13 protein-coding genes are annotated in these 19,115 nt (G+C 72.4%); 5 read left to right on the top strand and 8 right to left on the bottom strand.

Annotated elements, in window-relative coordinates; genetic code table 11:
• Positions 1 to 344 precede the first annotated feature (344 nt).
• Positions 345 to 1,322, bottom strand: a complete 978-nt coding sequence (locus tag CLV63_RS31020) for an acyl-CoA desaturase (RefSeq protein ID WP_106586813.1) — start codon at positions 1,320 to 1,322, stop codon at positions 345 to 347.
• A gap of 209 nt (positions 1,323 to 1,531) precedes the next feature.
• Complete coding sequence (locus CLV63_RS31015) at positions 1,532 to 7,042, bottom strand: ATP-binding protein (protein ID WP_106586812.1); 5,511 nt, start codon at positions 7,040 to 7,042, stop codon at positions 1,532 to 1,534.
• A gap of 398 nt (positions 7,043 to 7,440) precedes the next feature.
• Between CLV63_RS31015 and CLV63_RS31010 the strand changes: the two genes are divergently transcribed.
• On the top strand, positions 7,441 to 8,676 hold the full coding sequence (locus CLV63_RS31010; RefSeq protein WP_106586811.1) for an aromatic amino acid transport family protein: 1,236 nt from the start codon (positions 7,441 to 7,443) through the stop codon (positions 8,674 to 8,676).
• Between the two features lie 45 nt (positions 8,677 to 8,721).
• Here the strand turns inward: CLV63_RS31010 and CLV63_RS31005 are convergent, their stop codons facing one another.
• The 3 genes from CLV63_RS31005 to CLV63_RS34835 are packed head-to-tail and all read right to left on the bottom strand — an operon-like array spanning position 8,722 to position 10,635.
• Positions 8,722 to 9,414 (bottom strand): GyrI-like domain-containing protein, encoded by a 693-nt coding sequence (locus tag CLV63_RS31005; RefSeq protein WP_245929228.1) that lies wholly within the window; start codon positions 9,412 to 9,414, stop codon positions 8,722 to 8,724.
• Positions 9,411 to 9,947, bottom strand: a complete 537-nt coding sequence (locus tag CLV63_RS31000; protein WP_106586810.1) for a PadR family transcriptional regulator — start codon at positions 9,945 to 9,947, stop codon at positions 9,411 to 9,413. Before CLV63_RS31000 ends, CLV63_RS31005 begins: the two co-directional genes overlap by 4 nt.
• A gap of 49 nt (positions 9,948 to 9,996) precedes the next feature.
• Positions 9,997 to 10,635 carry a TetR/AcrR family transcriptional regulator gene (locus CLV63_RS34835; protein ID WP_106586809.1) on the bottom strand — a complete coding sequence of 213 codons (639 nt, stop codon included), beginning with the start codon at positions 10,633 to 10,635 and terminating at the stop codon, positions 9,997 to 9,999.
• A 26-nt stretch (positions 10,636 to 10,661) separates the two neighbouring features.
• On the opposite strand from CLV63_RS34835, the gene CLV63_RS30990 reads away from it, so the two are divergent.
• Positions 10,662 to 11,915 (top strand): amidohydrolase family protein, encoded by a 1,254-nt coding sequence (locus CLV63_RS30990; protein ID WP_106586808.1) that lies wholly within the window; start codon positions 10,662 to 10,664, stop codon positions 11,913 to 11,915.
• A 103-nt stretch (positions 11,916 to 12,018) separates the two neighbouring features.
• Here the strand turns inward: CLV63_RS30990 and CLV63_RS30985 are convergent, their stop codons facing one another.
• The 3 genes from CLV63_RS30985 to CLV63_RS30975 form a co-directional block, all read right to left on the bottom strand.
• The gene (locus tag CLV63_RS30985; protein WP_106586807.1) at positions 12,019 to 13,209 is read right to left on the bottom strand and encodes an L-talarate/galactarate dehydratase; all 1,191 of its coding nucleotides are present in this window, start codon (positions 13,207 to 13,209) and stop codon (positions 12,019 to 12,021) included.
• 92 nt (positions 13,210 to 13,301) lie between these two features.
• Positions 13,302 to 14,633, bottom strand: coding sequence for an enolase C-terminal domain-like protein (locus tag CLV63_RS30980; protein ID WP_106586806.1), 1,332 nt, complete (start codon positions 14,631 to 14,633; stop codon positions 13,302 to 13,304).
• Positions 14,634 to 14,837: 204 nt separating this feature from the next.
• On the bottom strand, positions 14,838 to 15,734 hold the full coding sequence (locus CLV63_RS30975; RefSeq protein ID WP_106586805.1) for a LysR family transcriptional regulator: 897 nt from the start codon (positions 15,732 to 15,734) through the stop codon (positions 14,838 to 14,840).
• A gap of 137 nt (positions 15,735 to 15,871) precedes the next feature.
• On the opposite strand from CLV63_RS30975, the gene CLV63_RS30970 reads away from it, so the two are divergent.
• The 3 genes from CLV63_RS30970 (at position 15,872) to CLV63_RS30960 (ending at position 19,093) form a co-directional block, all read left to right on the top strand.
• On the top strand, positions 15,872 to 16,882 hold the full coding sequence (locus CLV63_RS30970) for a tripartite tricarboxylate transporter substrate binding protein (protein ID WP_106586804.1): 1,011 nt from the start codon (positions 15,872 to 15,874) through the stop codon (positions 16,880 to 16,882).
• The gene (locus tag CLV63_RS30965; RefSeq protein WP_245929225.1) at positions 16,879 to 17,466 is read left to right on the top strand and encodes a tripartite tricarboxylate transporter TctB family protein; all 588 of its coding nucleotides are present in this window, start codon (positions 16,879 to 16,881) and stop codon (positions 17,464 to 17,466) included. The genes CLV63_RS30970 and CLV63_RS30965 overlap by 4 nt, the downstream gene beginning before the upstream one ends.
• A 106-nt stretch (positions 17,467 to 17,572) precedes the next feature.
• Positions 17,573 to 19,093 carry a tripartite tricarboxylate transporter permease gene (locus CLV63_RS30960; RefSeq protein WP_170134386.1) on the top strand — a complete coding sequence of 507 codons (1,521 nt, stop codon included), beginning with the start codon at positions 17,573 to 17,575 and terminating at the stop codon, positions 19,091 to 19,093.
• Positions 19,094 to 19,115 lie beyond the last annotated feature (22 nt).

The raw sequence follows: 19,115 nt of genomic DNA, 5'->3' as shown, positions 1-19,115 counted from the left end.
GTTCCGGGGCCTCTCTGCGATTACGTTTCCGACCTCGGCGGAAACGCCGAATCAGCGGCTCAACAGGGTATTCTCACGCGCCAATACCGAAACGTCGCATAGAACAAGGCCAAATCGACCTTACCGGAGGACGATCGGAATCCACCTGTCCGCGTTCGGACATTCGGGCGATGTTTCGCGGTTTCCAGGGAAATGTATTCGGCGAACCGCCAGGGTACGGGTTTCGGTCTGATCCACTCGGTGAATCTTAAGAACCGGATTCATTGTGCAATGGTCCGGGCATGCGAAAGTCCCGCTCGCGCGACGCGAGCGGGACTCCCCACTGTGAAAACTCCGGGACGCGGCTACTCGGCGCGCACCAGCTTCGCGTTCAACCGCTCGGCCTTGGGCCAGCGGACCTGATACGCCCAGCCCAGCTTCTCGAAGGCCCAGATGACGCGGGCGGAGATGTCGATCTGGCCCTTCAGCACACCGTGGCGCGCGCAGGTGGGGTCGGCGTGATGCAGGTTGTGCCACGACTCACCGAACGACGGGATGGCGAGCCACCACACATTCCGCGACCGGTCCCGCACCTCGAAGTTCTCCTCGCCGATGGTGTGGCAGATCGAATTCACCGACCAGGTCACGTGCTGCTGGAACGCCAGCCGCACCAGCCCCGCCCAGAAGAACGCCGTGAGCGCGCCCCACCACGACCACGTCACCAATCCCCCGATCAGCGCCGGCGCGAACATCGACACCAGGAAGATCGGCCCCGCCCACCGGTCGACCGCCACGATGTCGCGGTCCTTCAGCAGGTCCGGCGTGAATCGGCGCAGCGAGGTCTTGCGCTTGTCCAGGTACAGCCAGCCCATGTGGGCGTAATACAAGCCCTTGGCGACCGAGCGCCAGTCGTCGCCGAAGCGCCACGGCGAATGGGGGTCGCCCTCGGCGTCGGCGTACTTGTGGTGGCGCCGGTGGTCGGCCACCCACTTGATGACGCTGCCCTCGAACGCCAGCGTCCCCGCCACCGCCAGCGCGATGCGCAGCGGGCGCTTGGCCTTGAACGAGCCGTGCGTGAAGTACCGGTGGAACCCCACTGTGATGCCCAAGCCGCCGATCAGGTAGAACACCAGGCCGATCGCGATGTCGACCCAGGTCAGCGCCCACCCCCACGCGAACGGCACCGCGACCGCCAGCGCGACCAGCGGGATGAGCACGTACCCGAAGATCGTGGCCCGCTCGGTGAAACTCCGGAGCTCGGGGTCGAGATCGTTCTCCAGGCCACCCCCCGGACGCGGCCGCTCCTCGTTCTCCGCGTGCCCCGCGGACTCCGTCAACGCCATCTTCCACCTCAGGGGAAATCGCCCGGCCGTTACCTACGCCATCGTAACCTACGAAACCGTAAGTTTCACGGTCTCCTTCGCACTCCGCACAGCCGTCCCGGCTCGCGGACTCCTCATCAGGCACCGCCCGCGGCAGCGCGCCCGGCCCGACCCGCCAGGTCAGGCCGCCGTGTCCGCCTGCGGACACCCGCGGCCACCCGCGCGGGGCGTCAGCGCTTCATGCCGTGCTCGATCGCCTCGATGATCCGCGGCCGGAGCTCGGCGGCGCTGATGATCGCGTCGACCGAGCCGACCTCGACCGCGCGCTGGATGCTGTGCACCCGGTCGAACTCCGCGGCGACCGCACCGAGGTGCTCCGCCCGGACGGCGGACTGCACCTCGGCGAGCCGGGCGCTCAGCGTCGCCCGCTCGACACCGCCGGCCGCCGACACCTGCGCCTGCAAACCGGTCACCCGCGGGTCGGTCGCGGTGCGGTTGCGCACCTCGCCGGAGAACACCACCGCCGCAGCGGGGGCGCCGCCCAGCACCGACGCGAACGAGCCCTCCAGCGCCAGCACCGTCATGTTCGGGTTGAGCGCCTTGGAGAACACCACGAACGCCCCGCCGTGGTAGCGGGAGATCACGCAGAACACGATCGGGCCGTCGAAGTTGACGATCGCCCGGCCGATCTCCGCGCCGTACTCCAACTGGAGCTTGCGCATCGACTCCGGTGACCCGTCGAACCCCGACAGGTTCGCCAGCACGACCAGCGGCCGGTTCCCCGACGCCGCGTTGATGGCCCGCGCGGTCTTCTTCGACGACCGCGGGAACAGCGTGCCCGCGGTGTAGGTGTCGGGCCCGTCCGTGGGCGGGAAGCCGCGCCGCGGCACCGACCGCGACTCGATCCCGATCAGGCAGACCGGGCGGCCGCCGACGTGCGCGTCCTGCACCGCCGACGTGTCGGCGTCGGCCATGCCCGCCCACCGCTCCAGCACCGGGTGGTCCTGGTCGGACAGCGCGCGCATGACCGTGCGGATGTCGAACGGCTTCTTGCGGTCGGGGTTGTGCTCCGCGGAGAAGATCTCGCCGACGGTGCCGAAGTCGCTGCCTGCGGCGGCGTGCGGGAACCCGGACACGTCGCGGTCGGCCGGGTCGTCCGTGCCCGCCTGCCGCGGCGCCGTCTCGCCGGGCGCCACATAGGTGTGGTCGTAGTGCGCCATGAGCACGTCGCGGGCCGCCGGCAGGTCCGGCGCCCAGTACTGGGCCTGCCCGTTCGGGCCCATCACCCGGTCGTAGCCGCCGATGCCGAAGTTGTCCTCGGCCGACACGCCGCCGGAGAAGTCCAGCGACTGCTTGCCGGTGAGCACCATCGCGGAGTCCGGCGTCATCACAAGGATGCCCTTGGTGTGCATGAGCATCGTCGCCTCGGCGTTCCAGTACGGCTGGGCGCCGACGTTGATCCCCGCGACCACGATGTTGATCTCGCCGCCGCCCTGGGTGAACGTGACGATCCGCTTCAGCGCGGCGGCCACCCAGTCCATGTTCTCGGTGCCCGAGGACATCGAGATGCGCGCCCCGGCCGACAGCGCGAACCACTCCAGGGGGACCCGCATCCGCTCGGCGAGGTCGAGGGCCGCGATCACCCGCGAGCACTCCGGCTCCGACAGCGCGCCCAGCGCCATGGTGGGGTCGCCGAGCAGCACCACGCGGGTGACGCCTTCGGGGTGACGCTCGGTCGGCGTCGTGACGACACCGGCCACCATCGCCGCGGTGTTCTTGCCCGCCGGCCGGTCGACCGGCACCAAGGCGCCGTCGCCGTCGAGGTCGTGCTCCGTGAAGCCGCCGCCGGGCCCGGCGAGCAGGCCGGTCAGCTCGTACGGGTAGACGTTGCCGCGCCGGGCCGCGCGCAGCACCTTCTGGCGGTAGTCGTCGAGCGGCTGCACCGGTTCCGCCGACGGCTCGCCGACATGCAGGCGCGTGCCGTGGCCCTGGTCGAGGGTGATCCGCACCGCGACCTCGGTCAGCTCGCCCGACTCCGTGCGCTGGCGGGCCAGGAACTGGACCTCCTCCAGCCCGGCGCCGGCCGTGGTCGGCAGGATGCGCTGGACGAGGGTGTTCAGCTCGTCACCGGTCAGCTCGGTCGACGGCCAGACGTACATCATGATCCGGTTGGTGTCGAACCGCTTGTTCTGCGGCCGCTGCGCCTGGATGTTGCGGATCGCGTCCAGGCACGCGGTGATCGCGTCCTCCACCGCCGGCAGCGCGACCAGCCGCCCATCGGTCTCGCGCAGCGGCGTCAGGTCGCGGACCTGGGCCATCGCGAACAGCCGCTCGTCGGCGGGGTTGCTCTTGGCGACGGCCTTGAACAGGTAGATCTCCTCGTCGGCCGACGGCAGCCGGGTGAGGTCGAACGCGCGCAGCCGCTGCAACTGGAGGCGCTGCGCGATCTGCGGGTGCAGGCCGCGGATCAGCCGGTCCTCCGCGAAACCGGTGCCGTCACCGGGGCTGTCACCAGTGCTGTCGGGCCGGAACGTGAAGTGGTGGTGCATCACCGCGCCGCTGGTGCCGGCGACGGTGGTGGTGATCCGGCGGACACCGGCCGGCAGCGGGTGCTCGGCGAGGAGTTCGCCGAGCCGCACCGCCATCGCGTCGGCGTCCGGCTGGCCCTCCCACGTGACGTACAGGTCGGCGACCAGGCCGCGGTCCGCGACGTCGGCGGCGAACGCCCCGACGGCGCCGATGGCGTCGGGCAGCGCCGCGATGTCGACGGCGGTCGCGACCACGCGCGTCACCCCGCTCGACCCGGTGTGCTCGCCCGTGACGAACCGGCAGCCCGCGGCCTCGCGTGCGGTGACCCCGGCCAGCCCGCGGTTGCCGTAATAGCGGCGGGTCAGCACCTCCAGCAGCGGGGCGTGGTCCCTGCCGGGGCGCCCGATCCGCTGGCCGATCAGGCGGACCAGCGGCTCGGAGCTCGCGACCATGGCCCGGATCCGGTCCGCGCGGTCCGGCGCGTCCGGGGTGCCGTCCAGGTAGCGCAGCTCGTCCCGCACCGCGGCGTACACCTGGGCGCGGTTGCGGCGCAGCAGCGGCTGCGCGAACCAGCGGAACACCACACCGCGGGCGAGGTCGGCCACCGCGGGGAAGCGCACCTGCGTGGCCTCGACCAGGTGCGCCAGCGCCAGACCGGCGCGTTCGCTCAGCGACTCCAGCGGCTGCGCCCCCGCCAGCCACTGCCGCAGCAGCTCCGTGACGACGGCGGCGTCGGTCGACATCCGCTGCGACGCCAGGAAGATCCGGAAGACCGCGGCCTCCAGCTCCGGCGTGCGGTCCAGGTCGGCGATGCCGTAGTGCCCGAGGACCCGCTTCAGCCGGGCCTGGAACGCCTCGGTGGCCCCGGCCCGCTCGACGTCGAGGCTCTGGAGGTAGCTGTGGAAGTACTCGCGCGGGCTGTGCACCGGGCTGCCCGGCTCGACCTCGAACCCGTCGCCCGGGTTCTTGCTGCTCAGCTCCGCCAGGTCCGCGAACACCGTCAGGAGGTCGACCTCGCCCGGCAGCGGCCGGCCGCCGAGTTCGGCCCGCGCCGCCAGGTACCCCGACAGGACGCGCTTGCGGTCCTGCGGGTCGACGTCGAAGCCCAGCAGCAGGCTGCGCAGGTCGTGCAGGCCGCGTTCGACCCGTCCGGCCGCCGACACGTCCTGCGGTTCGGCCGGCAGGTCGACCTCGACGGCCGTGTCGGCGCCCGCGGCGTCCGCGCCGGCCCCGTCGTCGGCGAGGGGCTCCAGGCGCATCAGCGGCGCGCCGGTCTCGGCCTGGCTGCCCACCGACACCGGGCACTCCCGCACCCGGGCGCGGAACGGCGCGCGCAGCACCGTCTCCATCTTCATGCTCTCCAGCACGAGGATCGGCGCACCCGATTCGACCTCGTCGCCGACCGCCAACGGCGTCGCGACGACCAGCGCGGGCGCGGGCGACCGGACCACGCCGCCCTCGTCGCGGCTGATCCGGTGGGTGACCCCGTCGACCTCCACCAGGTGGGTCGGGCCGTGCGTGGCCGACACCAGCCGGAAGCGGCGTCCATTGACGACGATCTGGCCGCTGTGCGCGTCGAACCGGTCGACCTCGACGTCGGCCGGGTGCACGGCGCCGCCGCCGGACACGCCGACTCGGAACCGCTTCTGGCCGACCCGGGCGACGCTCACGCGGTAGCCGGCGCCGCGGAGCTTGAGGTCCAGCGGGCGGCCGCTCTCGTGCTGCACCTGCGGCCGCCCGCCGTGCGCCGTGGACAGCAGCCGCCTGCGGCTGACCTCCTCCTCGTCCTGGTACGCCTCGATCGCGGCGGCGGCAAGGGCGATGGCGGAGTGCCGGTGGCTGACCAGGCGCCCTTCGGCGCGCACGCGGTCGATCCAGCCGGTGTCGGCGCTCGCGTCGATGACCTCGGGCTGGTCGAGCAGGTCGAGCACGAAGCTCTTGTTGGTCGCGCCGCCCTCGATGATCACGGTGGTCTCGGCCATCGCGCGGCGCAGCCGGCCCAGCGCCTCCTCGCGGTTCGCGCCATAGGCGATGATCTTCGCGATCATCGAGTCGAAGTCTGCGGGGATGGTGTCGCCCTCGCTGACACCGGTGTCGACGCGGACGCCGGGTCCGGCCGGCAGCGCCAGCCGGGCGATGCGGCCGGGCGACGGGGCGAAGTCGCGGTCGGGGTCCTCGGCGTTCAGCCGGGCCTCGACGGCGTGGCCGGACTCGACCGGCTGGGCGCCGTCGAGCGTCCCGCCGCCGGCGACGTGCAGTTGCAGCCGCACCAGGTCGGTGCCCGTGGTGATCTCGGTGATCGGGTGCTCGACCTGGAGCCGGGTGTTGACCTCAAGGAACGCGAAGAGCTTCTCGCCGGGGTGATAGAGGAACTCGACCGTGCAGGCGCCGCGGTAGCCGACGGCGACGGCGAGCCGCTCGGCCGACTCCTTCAGCTCCGCGGTCTGCCCCGGTTCCAGCACCGGGGAGGCGGACTCCTCGATGATCTTCTGGTTGCGCCGCTGCACCGAGCAGTCGCGGACGCCCAGCGCCCACGCCGTGCCCTGCCCGTCGGCGATGACCTGCACCTCGACGTGCCGGGCGCCCGTGACCAGGCGCTCAAGGAAGACCACGCCGGAGCCGAAGGCGCGCAGCGCCTCCTGGCTGGTGCGCTCGTAGGCGTCGGCGAGGTCCTCGTCCGAGGCGACCATGCGGATGCCGCGCCCGCCGCCGCCCGCCGTGGCCTTGAGCATCAGCGGGTAGCCGATCGCGGCCCCGGCGCGCTGCGCGTCTTCGAGGGTGCCGACCTCGCCGCGGCTCCACGGCGCGACGGGGACGCCGACCTCCTCGGCGATCAGCTTCGCGCCGATCTTGTCGCCGAGCCGGCGCATGGCCTCGGCGCTCGGCCCGACGAAGGTGACCCCGATCTTCTCGCACAGCTCGGCGAACGCGGGGTCCTCGGCGACGAACCCCCAGCCGACCCACGCGGCGTCGGCCCCGGTCTCGACGAGGGCCCGCTCCAGGACGGCGAGGTCGAGGTACGGGCGGGCCGCGGCGGGGCCCAGCAGGTAGGCGGTGTCCGCCGCGCGGACGAAGGTCGCGTCGCGGTCGGCGTCGGTGTAGAGGGCGACCGTCTCGACCCGGGTGCCGGTTTCCGCGGAAAGGTCCCGGACGGCGTGGATGAGCCGCATCGCGGCCTCTCCACGGTTGACGATGGCGACACGACTGAACACCGGTTGAGCCTCCCAAGTACCCACGCACAGAAGGCGACGTCCGGGGACCGGAGCGTCGCCTGCACCTGCCTTCTACCCTGCTCGATTACCGGCGGGTACACCAATGTCCCGAATCGCGCATTCCCGGGCCGCTGCGTTGTGGGAACCCTACAAAAAGCCGCCCGCGGCCCCCCGGCCGACCGCCGATTCGCACAAGGTCTCGCACAGGACACCTCCGAACACTACGGCGTCGCCGGACAAGGCGGCGCCCGCAGCCCGGTGACCTGGTCGTAACGCCTCTGTGCCCCCCGCGGAGACCCGGGCCGCGGAGCGGCGCGGTGAAATGGACGGATGCCGGCAGAGGTCCGGGGCGGCCGGCCCCGCACCTTCCATCACGAGCGAGAGCGAGACGGACGTCCATGGCGGAGACGACGGACGAGTCAGCGGGCGGCCCCACCGGGCGCCGGTCCGACGCGATCACGTTCTGGCAGGGTGTGGCGATCATCTTCGGCGCCAACATCGGCGCCGGGATCCTGAGCCTGCCCTACGGCGCGCGCAACGGCGGCTTCCCCGCCCTCATCGTCGCCCTCGTCATCGCCGGGGTACTGACCACAGTGTCGATGCTCTACGTCGCCGAGGTGTCGCTCCGCACGGCGAAGCCCCTCCAGTTGGCGGGGCTCGCGCGCAAGTACCTCGGCGAGACGGGGTCGTGGCTCATCTTCGCCGGGGTGGTGATCAACGGGCTCGGCGCCCTCATCTCCTACGCCAGCGGGAGCGGCGCCATCCTCGCCGACCTCCTCGGCGTCCACGAGACGGTGGGCGGCCTGCTGTTCTACATCCCCGGCGTCGTCGTGGTCTGGCTCGGCCTCAAGGCGACGGGCCGGTCCGAGCAGGCCATCACCGTCGTCATGCTGGCGATCATCCTGCTGCTGTGCGGGTGGACCATCGTCGGGCCGGGGATCGACGCCGGAAACGTCGGCTACGTGAACCCGTACTTCGTCGTGCCGATCATGAACCTCGCGGTCTTCGCGTTCATCGCCCAGTACACGGTGCCCGAACTGGCGCGGGGCCTCGCCGCCCACTCCCCTCGCGCCCTGCCCGGAGCCGTGGTGACCGGGATGTGCGCGACAGGCTTCCTCCTCGCCCTCATCCCGTTCGCGGCCCTGGGGATGATGGGCCCCGACGGTGTCACGGAGGTCATCACGATCGGGTGGGGCCAGGGCCTCGGCCCCGTGGCCTACTACCTGGCGAACATCTTCGCCCTGCTCGCCATGCTCACCTCGTTCTGGGCCATCGGCCTGACGCTGATGACGAACGTCTTCGACCGCTTCGACTGGCCCGGGGAGGGCTCCCCGCGGCACCGGTTCGCGGCGCTGGCGCTCATCGCCGTGCCCCCGTTCCTGATCGCGGCGTTCGGGCTGGCGGGGTTCGTCTCGGCCCTCGGCTACGCCGGCGGCTTCGCGGGGGCGATCATGTCGGTGGTGCCGGTGCTCATGCTGCGCCGTGCCAGGGCGGTCGGCGATCAGGAGCCCGCCTGGCAGGCCGGCCGGATCGCGCACCCGGTCGTGCAGGCGACCCTGGTCGTCGTCTTCGGCCTCGCGTTCCTGTACTCGCTCCTCACCGCGGCCGGGCTCCTCCCGGACGGCTGGAGCTGACCGGCTGTTGGACGGGCTGCCGGAAACGGCGGGCGGCGCGCCCGGTCAGGCCGGGTGCTCCCGCCGGACCGGCTGCCGCAGGACCGTCTTGAGGCGGGCCGGGTCGGCACGGCGGGGGTCGCTGAGATAGATCTCGTGGTGCACGCCGTTGAAGGCGAGGCCGTGCTCCGGCATGAAGACGCGGTGCAGCCGGTCGAGTGTCGGGCCCTCGTCGTCGTAGGGGCCGATGTGCAGGATCTGCGCGCTCAGCCCTTCGGTGAGGGTGAGCGGCCGGACCAGGTCGAACGCGCCGGGGCGCTGCGCCGCCGCCGCGGCGGCCGCCGCGGCGACCATGTCCGCGCCGATCCAGTCGGGCAGCGCGATCAGCATGGTCCACGACCAGGCGGACTTGACCCGCTCGGTGAACACCGACGGGTCGTCGGCGTGCCACAGCCCTTCGAGCGGGGCGACGACGAAGTCGCGCCCGAGGTCCACCTTGCTCGTCCGCTTCAGCGTGTAGGCGGTGCCGAACAGCGCCTGCACCGCAGCGGGGTAGGCCGCCGCGGTGTTCGGGTCGCCGCTGCCGTCCACGGCGATGTAGTCCATCGGGGGGACCTCGGCGAGGGTGAAGTCCGCCGAACCCGGCGCGTAGAGGCGCTTGTGCGCCTTCTTGATGTCGTACTTGCTGTGGTGCTTGGCGTCGTGCTTGCTGTCGTGCTTGCTGTCGTACTGGGCGTCGTGTCGGTCCGTCGTGGTCACGTGGCGTCCTTGAGGTAGGTGTCGAGCAGCCGCCCGGTCCAGTCCAGGTCGGCGCGCAGCATGGCGTCGGCGTGGTCGTACAGCGCCGCGGCGACGGGCGGCAGCGGCCCCGCCGACCGGTGGGCCGCCAGCTCCGCGCGGCGTTCGCGCAGGGCGGCGGTCCGTGCCAGCAGCCGCTCGCGCACCTGGCCGGGCGGCAGGCCGGGGCTGTTGGCCAGGCCGATCAGGACGCGGTCGTGGACGGGGCCGACGGACTCCAGCGCGGCCAGCGACCCCTCCGCCATCGCCGCCGTCCCGGCCCCGGTCGCTCGGTACACCGTCCGCGAGCGCCGCGTCGCCTTCGCGGACTCCGCCTCGATGAGCCCGCGGCCCTTGAGCCGGTCGAGCAGGTAGTAGATGGAGGAGAAGCCCAGGGAGGTCCACGCGCGGACACCCCGCTCCTGGATGACGCGCTCCAGCGCGTACCCGTGCCGAGGCTCCTCCGCGAGGAGCCCGAGGAGCGTGAGTTCGCCATCGCTGAGCACTGCGGACATTATTTTATTCTAGCACTAGAATAAGGGACGGACGGAGAGGCCGACCGGGTCAGCCCGCCGGGCGCCGCGGCAGCGCGCCGTCCAGCACGGCATCGGCCAGCGGCCGCGCCTGGCGCGCCGGCGAGAACAGGTCCGGGCAGGCCACCCAGGTCGCCGCCGCCCCGTTGAGCGCCGAGATGATCGCGATCGCACCGCTCTCCGGCGGCACCGCGCCGGGCCAGGCGCCCTCCTCCTCACCCTCCTCTTCGGCCGCCTCCGCCAGCAGCACCGTGAGCTGGTCGGCCCACGCCTGCATGACGCGCCGCTTGCCGTCGAGCCCGGACGCCAGCTCCGGCGCGTCGACGCCCTGCATCGACAGGGCGAAGGCCGCGCTCATGACCTCGTCCTCCTCCAGCGCCGTGCAGAACGCGACGATGAACGCGCGGATGCGCTCCCGCGGGGCCGCGCCGGTGTCGTCCAGGTGCGCCCAGATCGGGCCCGCCGCCGCGCCCCAGTTCTCCTCGATCGACGCGAGGAACAGCTCCGCCTTGTCGGTGAAGTGGTGGTAGACGGCACCGCGGGTGAGCCCGGCCCGCGCCGCGATCCCCGCCAGGGTCGCCGCGGCGTACCCCCGCTCGGCGAAGACCGCCAAGGCCGCGCGGAGCAGCGCCGAGCGGGTGCGGGCGGCATCTTCAGGTGAACGTCGCATCCCGCCATCATGCTATACATACATGCATGTATGTAAAAGCGCCCGACCTCCTCATCCGCGGCGCCCGGGTGTTCACCGGCGACGCCGTCCTGGCCCGCGCCGACGTCGCCGTCACCGACGGGCTGATCACCGCCGTGAGCGGCGGTACCGCACCCGCACGCGCATCCGCACCGGGCGGCGACGGTGCCGCGCCTGCGCCCGGCGGCGCCGAAGTGGTCGACGGCCGCGGCCGCACGCTGCTGCCCGGCCTGATCGACGCGCACGCCCATGTGTTCCCCGGCTGCCTGGAACAGGCGGTGCTCTTCGGCGCGACCACCGTCCTCGACCTGATGGCCGACCCCGCCGCCATCGGCGTGCTGCGGCGGCAGGCCGCCGGCACACCGGCCATGGCCGACGTCCGCACCGCCGGCACCGCGGCGACCGTCCCGGACGGCTACGGCAAGTACCTCGTGGACATGGGGTACCTGCCGCCGTTCCCCACCCTCACCGAACCCGGCCAGGCAGCGGCGTTCGTCGACGCCCGCGTCGCCGAAGGCGCCGACTTCATCAAGATCCTCATCGACGACGGCTCGACCACCGGGACCCCGCTCCCCCGCCTGCGCGACGAGACGGTCGCCGCCCTGGTCGAGCACTCCCACGCCCGCGGGATGCTCACCATCGCGCACGCGCTCACCGCCGCCGACGCCGCCACCGCCGTCCGCGCAGGGGTCGACGTGCTCGGCCACCTCTACGTCGACGGGCCCGGCGACCCGGAGTTCCCCGACCTGCTGGCCGACCAGGGCACGGCGGTCATCCCCACACTCGCCGTACTCGACGGGCTGTTCGGCCGGACGCACGGCGCCGACCTGCTCGCCGACCCCCGCGTCGAGCCGCACCTGGACGGGTTCGCCCGACAGATGCTCGGCTTCGGCCCCATCCCCCTCGGGCCCGGGGCGGTCCACGACCTCGACGTCCCCGCCGAGACCCTCGGGCGCCTGCACGACGCGGGCGTGACCGTCCTGGCCGGGAGCGACGCGTCCAATGCCGACACCGCGCACGGCGCGACCCTGCACCTCGAACTCGGCCTGATGGTCCGCGCCGGGCTCACCCCCGTCGCGGCCCTCACCGCGGCGACGAGCGCACCGGCCGACCGGTTCGGGCTCGCCGACCGCGGCCGGATCGCCCCGGGCCTCCGCGCCGACCTGCTGCTGGTCGAAGGCGACCCCACCGCGTCCATCGACGCCACCCTCGACATCGCCGCCGTGTGGCGGGGCGGCGTCCGCATCGGCCGCGGGGGGTGAGCCGGGCGGCCGCACCGGGGACCGGGGGCACGGGGCAGTGTGCCCCGATGATCAGCGTGTGCCGGTGACCAGGGCGTGCCGGTGAACAGGGCGTGCCAGGTGGTCAGCGCGTGTCGGTGGTGTGTCCGGCGGCGTCGACCCGGGCGCTCTGGTCGGTCCAGGCGCGCGCCTGGTCGCTGATGGTGAAGCCGAGCCCCGGACGGTCGGGCACGAGCATGCGGCCGTCCGCGATCTCCAACCGCTCCTCGAAGAGCGGCTGGAGCCAGTCGAAGTGCTCTACCCACGGGTCGATCTCGTACGCCGCCGCCAAGTGCACGTGGATCTCCATGGCGAAGTGCGGCGCCAGCCGCACACCGGCGTGCTGCCCCAAAGCCATGATCTTCACGAACGGCGTGATCCCGCCGACCCGCGCCGCGTCCGGTTGCAGGAAGTCCGCCGCGCCGAGCCTGATCAGCTCCGCATGCTCGAACACGCTGGTCAGCATCTCGCCGGTCGCGATCGGCGTCGCGAGTTCGGCGGCCAGCGCCGCGTGCCCGGCCGCGTCGTAGGCGTCGAGCGGCTCCTCGATCCAGACGAGGTCGAACTCCTCCAGCGCGCGGCCCATGCGGATCGCGGTGCCGCGGTTCCACTGCTGGTTGGCGTCAACCATCAGCGGGAAGTCGCCGAGCTCCGCGCGGACGGCGGCGAGCCGGGCGAGGTCGGCCCTGGTGTCGGGTTGGCCGACCTTGATCTTGATGCCGCCGATGCCGCTCGCCCGGGCGGCACGCGTGTTCTCCAGCACCTGGTCCAGCGGGGTGGACAGGAAACCGCCGGAGGTGTTGTAGCAGTCCACCGCGTCCCGGTGCGCGCCGAGCAGTTTGGCCAGCGGCAGTCCGGCCCGCTTCGCCTTGAGGTCCCAGAGTGCGATGTCGATCGCCGCGACCGCCTGCGCGGCGAGCCCGCTGCGGCCGACCGAGGCGCCGGCCCACACCAGCTTGGTCCAGATCCGCTGGATGTCGCTGGGGTCCTCCCCGATCAGCTCCGGCGCGATCTCCCGCGCGTGCGCGTACTGGCCGGGGCCCCCGGCGCGCTTGGAGTAGGTGTAGCCGACCCCCTCGTACCCCTCTTCGGTGCGGATCTCCGCGAACAGCATCGACACCGACGTGAGCGGCTTCTGCCGCCCGGTGAGCACCTTGGCGTCGCTGATCGGCGCGGCGAGCGGGAGGTCGACGCGGGAGAGCGCGACCTCGCTGATGCGGTCGGCGGCGGCGCGGTGCCGGGCCGCCGCACCGGTGGATTCGGGCTGGGCGGTCATGGGGTCTCCGTCCGTTGTGGGGCTTTCCGGCCGAGAAGGGCGGGGCGGGGCGGGCCGGGCGTGGTGGGCGGGATGGTCCGGGCGGGGTGCGCTCACCGCACCATGGCGGGCCGCTTGGGGTCGAAGTCCCATCCCGGGACGAGATGGCGCATCGCCGCCGCGTCGTCCCGCGCCCCGAGGCCGTGTTCGAGGTAGCGCTCGTGGGCCGCCGACAGCGCGTCCCGGTCGAGTTCCAGGCCGAGCCCGGGGGCGCTCGGCACCGCGATCGCGCCGCCCTCGATCCGCGGCGGCCTGCGCGTCAGCGCCTGCCCGTCCTGCCAGATCCAGTGGGTGTCGAGCGCGGTGATCTCGCCGGGCGCCGCGGCGCCCACCTGGGTGAACATCGCCAGCGAGATGTCGAAGTGGTTGTTGGAGTGCGATCCCCAGGTGAGGCCGAAGTCGTGGCACAACTGGGCCACACGCACGGATCCGCGCATGGTCCAGAAGTGCGGGTCGGCGAGGGGGATGTCCACCGCGTGGGACCGGACGCTGTGCGCCAGCTGCCGCCAGTCGGTGGCGACCATGTTGGTCGCCGTCGGCAGGCCGGTCGCCCGGCGGAACTCCGCCATCACCTCCCGGCCCGAGTAGCCGCCCTCGGCACCGCACGGGTCCTCGGCGTAGGCGAGCACCCCGCCCAGGTCCGAGCAGAGCCGGACGGCGTCGGCGAGCGGCCAGGCGCCGTTGGGGTCGATGGTGATCCGGGCGTCGGGGAAGCGCGCGGCGAGCGCGCGGACCGCCGCGACCTCCTCCTCCCCTGCGAACACCCCGCCCTTGAGCTTGAAGTCGCGGAAGCCGTAGCGCTCCCGCGCCGCCTCGGCCAGGGCGACCACGGCGTCCGGGGTGAGCGCGGGTTCGCGCCGCAGCCGCTCCCACGCGTCGGCCGGCGCGTCCTCGGCGAGGTAGGGCAGCGGGGCCCGGCCGCGGTCGCCGACGTAGAACAGGTAGCCGAGCACCGGCACACGGTCGCGCTGCCGGCCCTCCCCGAGGAGGTCGGCGACGGGGACCTCCAGGTGCTGGCCGAGCAGGTCGAGCAGTGCCGATTCCAGCGCCGTGACGGCGTGGACGGTGGCGCGCTGGTCGAAGGTCTGCGCGCCGCGGCCCCCCGCGTCCCGGTCGGCGAAGGTGTCGGCGACCCGGCGGAGCAGGCCGTGCAGCCGCGCGACGGGCTCGCCGACGAGCAGGTCCGCGGCGTCGGCGATGGTGCGCCGGATCGGTTCGCCGCCGGGCACCTCCCCGAGTCCGGTCCGTCCCTCGCTGTCGGTCAGCACCGCGATGTTGCGGGTGAAGAAGGGGCCGTGCGCGCCGCTGAGGTTGAGCAGCATGCTGTCGTGCCCCGCGACCGGCACCACCTCGACCGCCGCGACGGTGGGGGCGCGCCCGCTCATCGCCGTCCCCCCGCTGCCGTTGCCGTTGCCGCGCGTGCGGGGCGGTGCGCGGAGACGGGTCCGGTGTCCCCTACCGCCGCGGCTGCGGGTCGTCGTCCGTCAACAGGCACGTGGGCTCCTCCTGCGCTGGGTTGCCGATACCGTACGGAGAACCGTTCGATGCTGTCCAAGACTCGTTTTGCATCAACTGATGCGCGCCCGGCATCACGGTGTCGCGGTCTCCTGCGGGTCCCACGCCTCCAGCGCGCGCCACAGGGCCGGGTTCCGCGACTCCCGCAGCCACAGCAGGTGGAGTTCGACGGGGGTCCCCGTGAGGCCGTCGAGTTCGAGGTAGCGGACGCCGTCGATACCGAGCCCGGTCGCGGACTCCGGCACGAACGCGACCCCGCGCCCGGCGGCGACCAGCCAGACCATCGTCAGGATCTGGCTGACCGTGTGCACCACGTTCTGGTGGGATATCGGGACCAGCCCGACGACGAGGTCGTAGAAGTAGCGTGCCCTGGTCGGCGAGTGCATGATCAGCGGCAGGTCGACCAGGTCCGCGCTGGTGACGGGCCGCCCCCGCCGCGCCAGCGGGTGCCCCTCCGGAACGGCCACCAGCATGCGCTCGCGCAACTGCACCCGGGAGCCGAACGTCTCGGTGTCGAAGGGCGGCCGCGCCAGGCCGAGGTCCACCTCGCCGCCGAGCAGCGCCGCGACCTGCTCCCGAGTGACCATCTCCGACAACTCGATGTCGATCTCCGGGAGGACACCCTCCAGCCGGTTCAGCAGCCGCCCGAGGGTCCCGTAGGACGCGGCCGCCGTGAACGCGACCTTGAGGGTCCCGCTCGACCCCGCGGAGATCCGCCGGGCGAGATCGGGGGCGCGCTCGGCAAGGGCGAGCAGCCGCCGCGCCTCCACCATGAACGCCTCGCCGGCCGCGGTCAGGGTGACCCGCCGCCGGTCCCGCTCGAAGAGCCGTACGCCGACCGTCCGCTCCAGCTTCTGGATCTGGCGGCTCAGCGGCGGCTGGGTCATGGAGAGCCGCTCGGCCGCCCGGCCGAAGTGCAGTTCCTCGGCCACGGCGACGAAGCCGCGCAACTGGTCGAAAGAGAACGTCATACCGAATAAGTATCAGCTCATGCCGCATTTGCCTTGGACATGCATGGAACGGACCTCCTAGGCTGCCGAGCATTCCCCAACGTGACGGCACTCACACTGCCGGGGCAGCGGTTGACCCCCTGATCGAAGGAGCAGGCATGGCCCAGGTGATGGGAAAGACGTCGGCACGCCGAGGGGCGGTGTCCGCGGTCGCCGCGGCCCTCACATTGACGGCGGCGGCGTGCGGCGGGAACCTCTCGGGCGGCGGAGCCGGCGGTGAGTTCCCCAGCGGGCCCGTCACCCTGGCCGTCGGCCAGGAGCCCGGCGGCAGCACCGACCTGATCGGCCGCGCGCTGGCGGAGTCGGCAGCCGACGACCTCGGCGTCGCGATGCCGGTGGTGAACACCCCCGGCGCCAACGGCGCCCTCGCCGCGACCGAACTCGCGCGCCAGAAGCCCGACGGGCAGAACCTGATGGTCATCAACGCCTCGCTGACCGCCATCACCCCGCTGGCCGTCCCGGCGGACGAAGCCGTCGACATCGCCGACTTCGAGGTGGTCACCGGCATCTCCCAGGACGACTACGTGCTGGTCACCGCCTCCTCCGACCTGGACACGCTGAAGAAGCTGACCGACACCGACAAAGAGCTGAAGTTCGGCACCACCGGTGTCGGCACCGGCAGCCAGCTGTCCCAGGAGCTGCTGTTCAAGGAGGCCGGGATCCCCGGCACCGCCGTCCCGTTCGACGGCGGGTCGCCGACACTGACCGCGGTCCTCGGCTCGCAGGTCGACGTCGCCGCCATCCAACTCGGCGAGGCCATCGAACAGGTCAAGGCAGGCAAGCTGACCCCGCTGCTCACCTTCGCCGACAAGAGGAGCGAGTTCCTCCCCGACACCCCGACTGCGGTCGAGGAGGGGTACGACGTCGAGGTCTCGCAGTACCGTGCGATCGCCGCGCCGAAGGGCACCCCTGACTCGGCCGTGAAGCGGCTGCGCACCGCGTTCGAGTCGGCGTTCGCCACCGACGCCTACCAGAAGTTCAACAAGGACAACCTCCTCAAGGCGCACGAGGTCGAGGGCGACAAGGTCGTCGAGGAATGGACCGCGTCGCTGAAGGACTACCGCGCCACGACCGAGAAGTACGACATCGACCTCGGCGAGGAGAAGTGACCACCCCTTCCGCCGAAGGACCGGGGCCCGAACCGGCGCCACCCGACGCAGGCCCCGACACCGCTACCGCCACCTCCACCGACGCAGGCGCAGGCGCAGGCGCCGACCCCGATGGCGGGGAAGCCGCCGAAGAGCACCGCCCGGCACCCGCCGGAACCACCGCCAACCTGGTGGTCGCGCTCGTGATCACGGCGGTCGGGGTCGCCGGGGCGGCCGGCTCCTGGTCCCTCGGCCTCGGCAGCGCCGCCGCCCCCTCCGCCGGGACCTGGCCGTTCCTGACGAGCATCGCGATCACCTGCCTCGGTGTCGCACTGGGCGCGCTGGCGCGGCGCACCGATGACGCCGAAGCCCTCTCCCCCGCCACGTGGCGGATCGCCGCCGGGGTGGCGACCATGGTCGGATTCGTCGCCCTCATCAGTGTCATCGGCTTTGAGATCCCGTCGCTGCTGCTCGCCCTGGTGTGGCTGCGCTTCCTCGGCCGCGAGTCGTGGCGGCTGTCCATCGCCACCTCCTTCGGGATCGTCGCCGCGTTCTACGCGATCTTCGTCGGCGCCCTGGCGATACCGATCCCCCACCTGCTCTAGTCCCCGCCTGCTCAGGTCCCCCCGCCCGCCGGATCCCCTCAAGCACCTACCTCCTGCCTGCCTCCTCCCTCCCCTCTTCCCTTTCTTCCCTTCTCTAGGAGCGACGTTGGAATCCCTGACGCCCATGATCGACGGGTTCGGCGTCGTCCTGGAGCCCGCCAACCTGCTCTACTGCCTGATCGGCGTGGTCATCGGGATGCTGGTCGGGGTGCTGCCCGGCCTCGGCCCCGCGGCCACCATCGCGATCCTGCTGCCGCTCACGTTCAGCATCGAACCGGTGACGGCGATCATCATGCTCGCCGGGATCTTCTACGGCGCCCAGTACGGCGGCACCATCACATCGGTGCTCCTGCGGCTGCCCGGCGAGGCGTCGTCGGTCGTGACCGTCTTCGACGGCCACGCGATGGCCCGCCAGGGCCGGGCCGGGACCGCGCTCGGGATCGCGGCGATCGGGTCCTTCATCGGCGGCACCGTGTCCATCGTGGCGCTGTCGATCCTGGCCCCGGTGGTCGCGGGGTTCGCCCTCGACTTCGGGCCGCCCGAGTACACGGCCCTCGCGCTGCTCGGAATCCTGCTGGTGGCGACGGTGAGCAACGGCGGGCGGGTGAAGGCCGTCGTCGCCGCCTGCATCGGCCTGCTCCTCGCAACCGTCGGCCAGGACACCTTCACCGGCGCCGAGCGGTTCACCTTCGGCTCGATGTCGCTGGCCGACGGGATCGACTTCGTCCCCGTCGCGATGGGCGTCTTCGGCCTCGGCGAGATCCTCTACAACCTGGAGGAGCGGGCGAAAGGGGCGACCGCCCCGAGCCGCGTCGCCAACGTGTGGCCATCACGCGGCGACCTGCGGCAGTCGGCCGGGGCCATCGGACGCGGCTCCGTGCTCGGCTTCCTCCTCGGCATCCTCCCCGGCGGCGGCGCCACCCTGTCGTCGCTCGCGGCGTACGGCCTGGAGAAGCGCCGGTCGAAGACGCCCGAACGGTTCGGCCACGGCGCGATCGAAGGGGTCGCGGCGCCGGAGACGGCGAACAACGCGGCGTCCACCTCGTCGTTCATCCCGCTCCTCACACTGGGGATCCCGGCGAACGCCACCATGGCGATCATCTTCGGGGCGCTGCTGATCCAAGGGGTCACCCCGGGGCCGCAGCTGGTCGCCGAGGAACCGGAGCTGTTCTGGGGCGTCGTGAACTCGATGTACATCGGGAACATCCTGCTGCTGATCATGAGCATCCCGCTGGTGGGCCTGTTCGTGAAGATCCTCCGGGTGCGCGGCACGATCCTCGCCCCGATCACGGTGCTGATCACGCTGGTGGGGGTCTACACCGTCCGCAACAGCGTCTTCGACATCGCGCTGGTGATCGTGTTCGGCCTCGTCGGCTACCTGATGAAGAAGTACGGCTTCGAGCCGGGGCCGCTGGTACTCGCGTTCGTCCTCGGCTCGCTGCTGGAGACCTCGCTGCGCCGCTCCCTGCTGGTCTTCGACGGCGACCCGACCGGGTTCCTCACCCGCCCCATCTCCGGCACACTGCTCGTGGTCCTGGCCGTGGTCATCCTGCTGCCGCTCGCCCGGCACCTGCTCCGCGCCCGGCGCGGCGCCCCCGACCGGCAGCACGAGGACGCCGGCACCTGAGCGCGGGCAGGAGCGGCCGGAT

This window comes from Murinocardiopsis flavida (assembly GCF_003014485.1).
Taxonomy (GTDB): domain Bacteria; phylum Actinomycetota; class Actinomycetes; order Streptosporangiales; family Streptosporangiaceae; genus Murinocardiopsis; species Murinocardiopsis flavida.
This window is presented reverse-complemented; position numbering and strand designations above follow the sequence as displayed.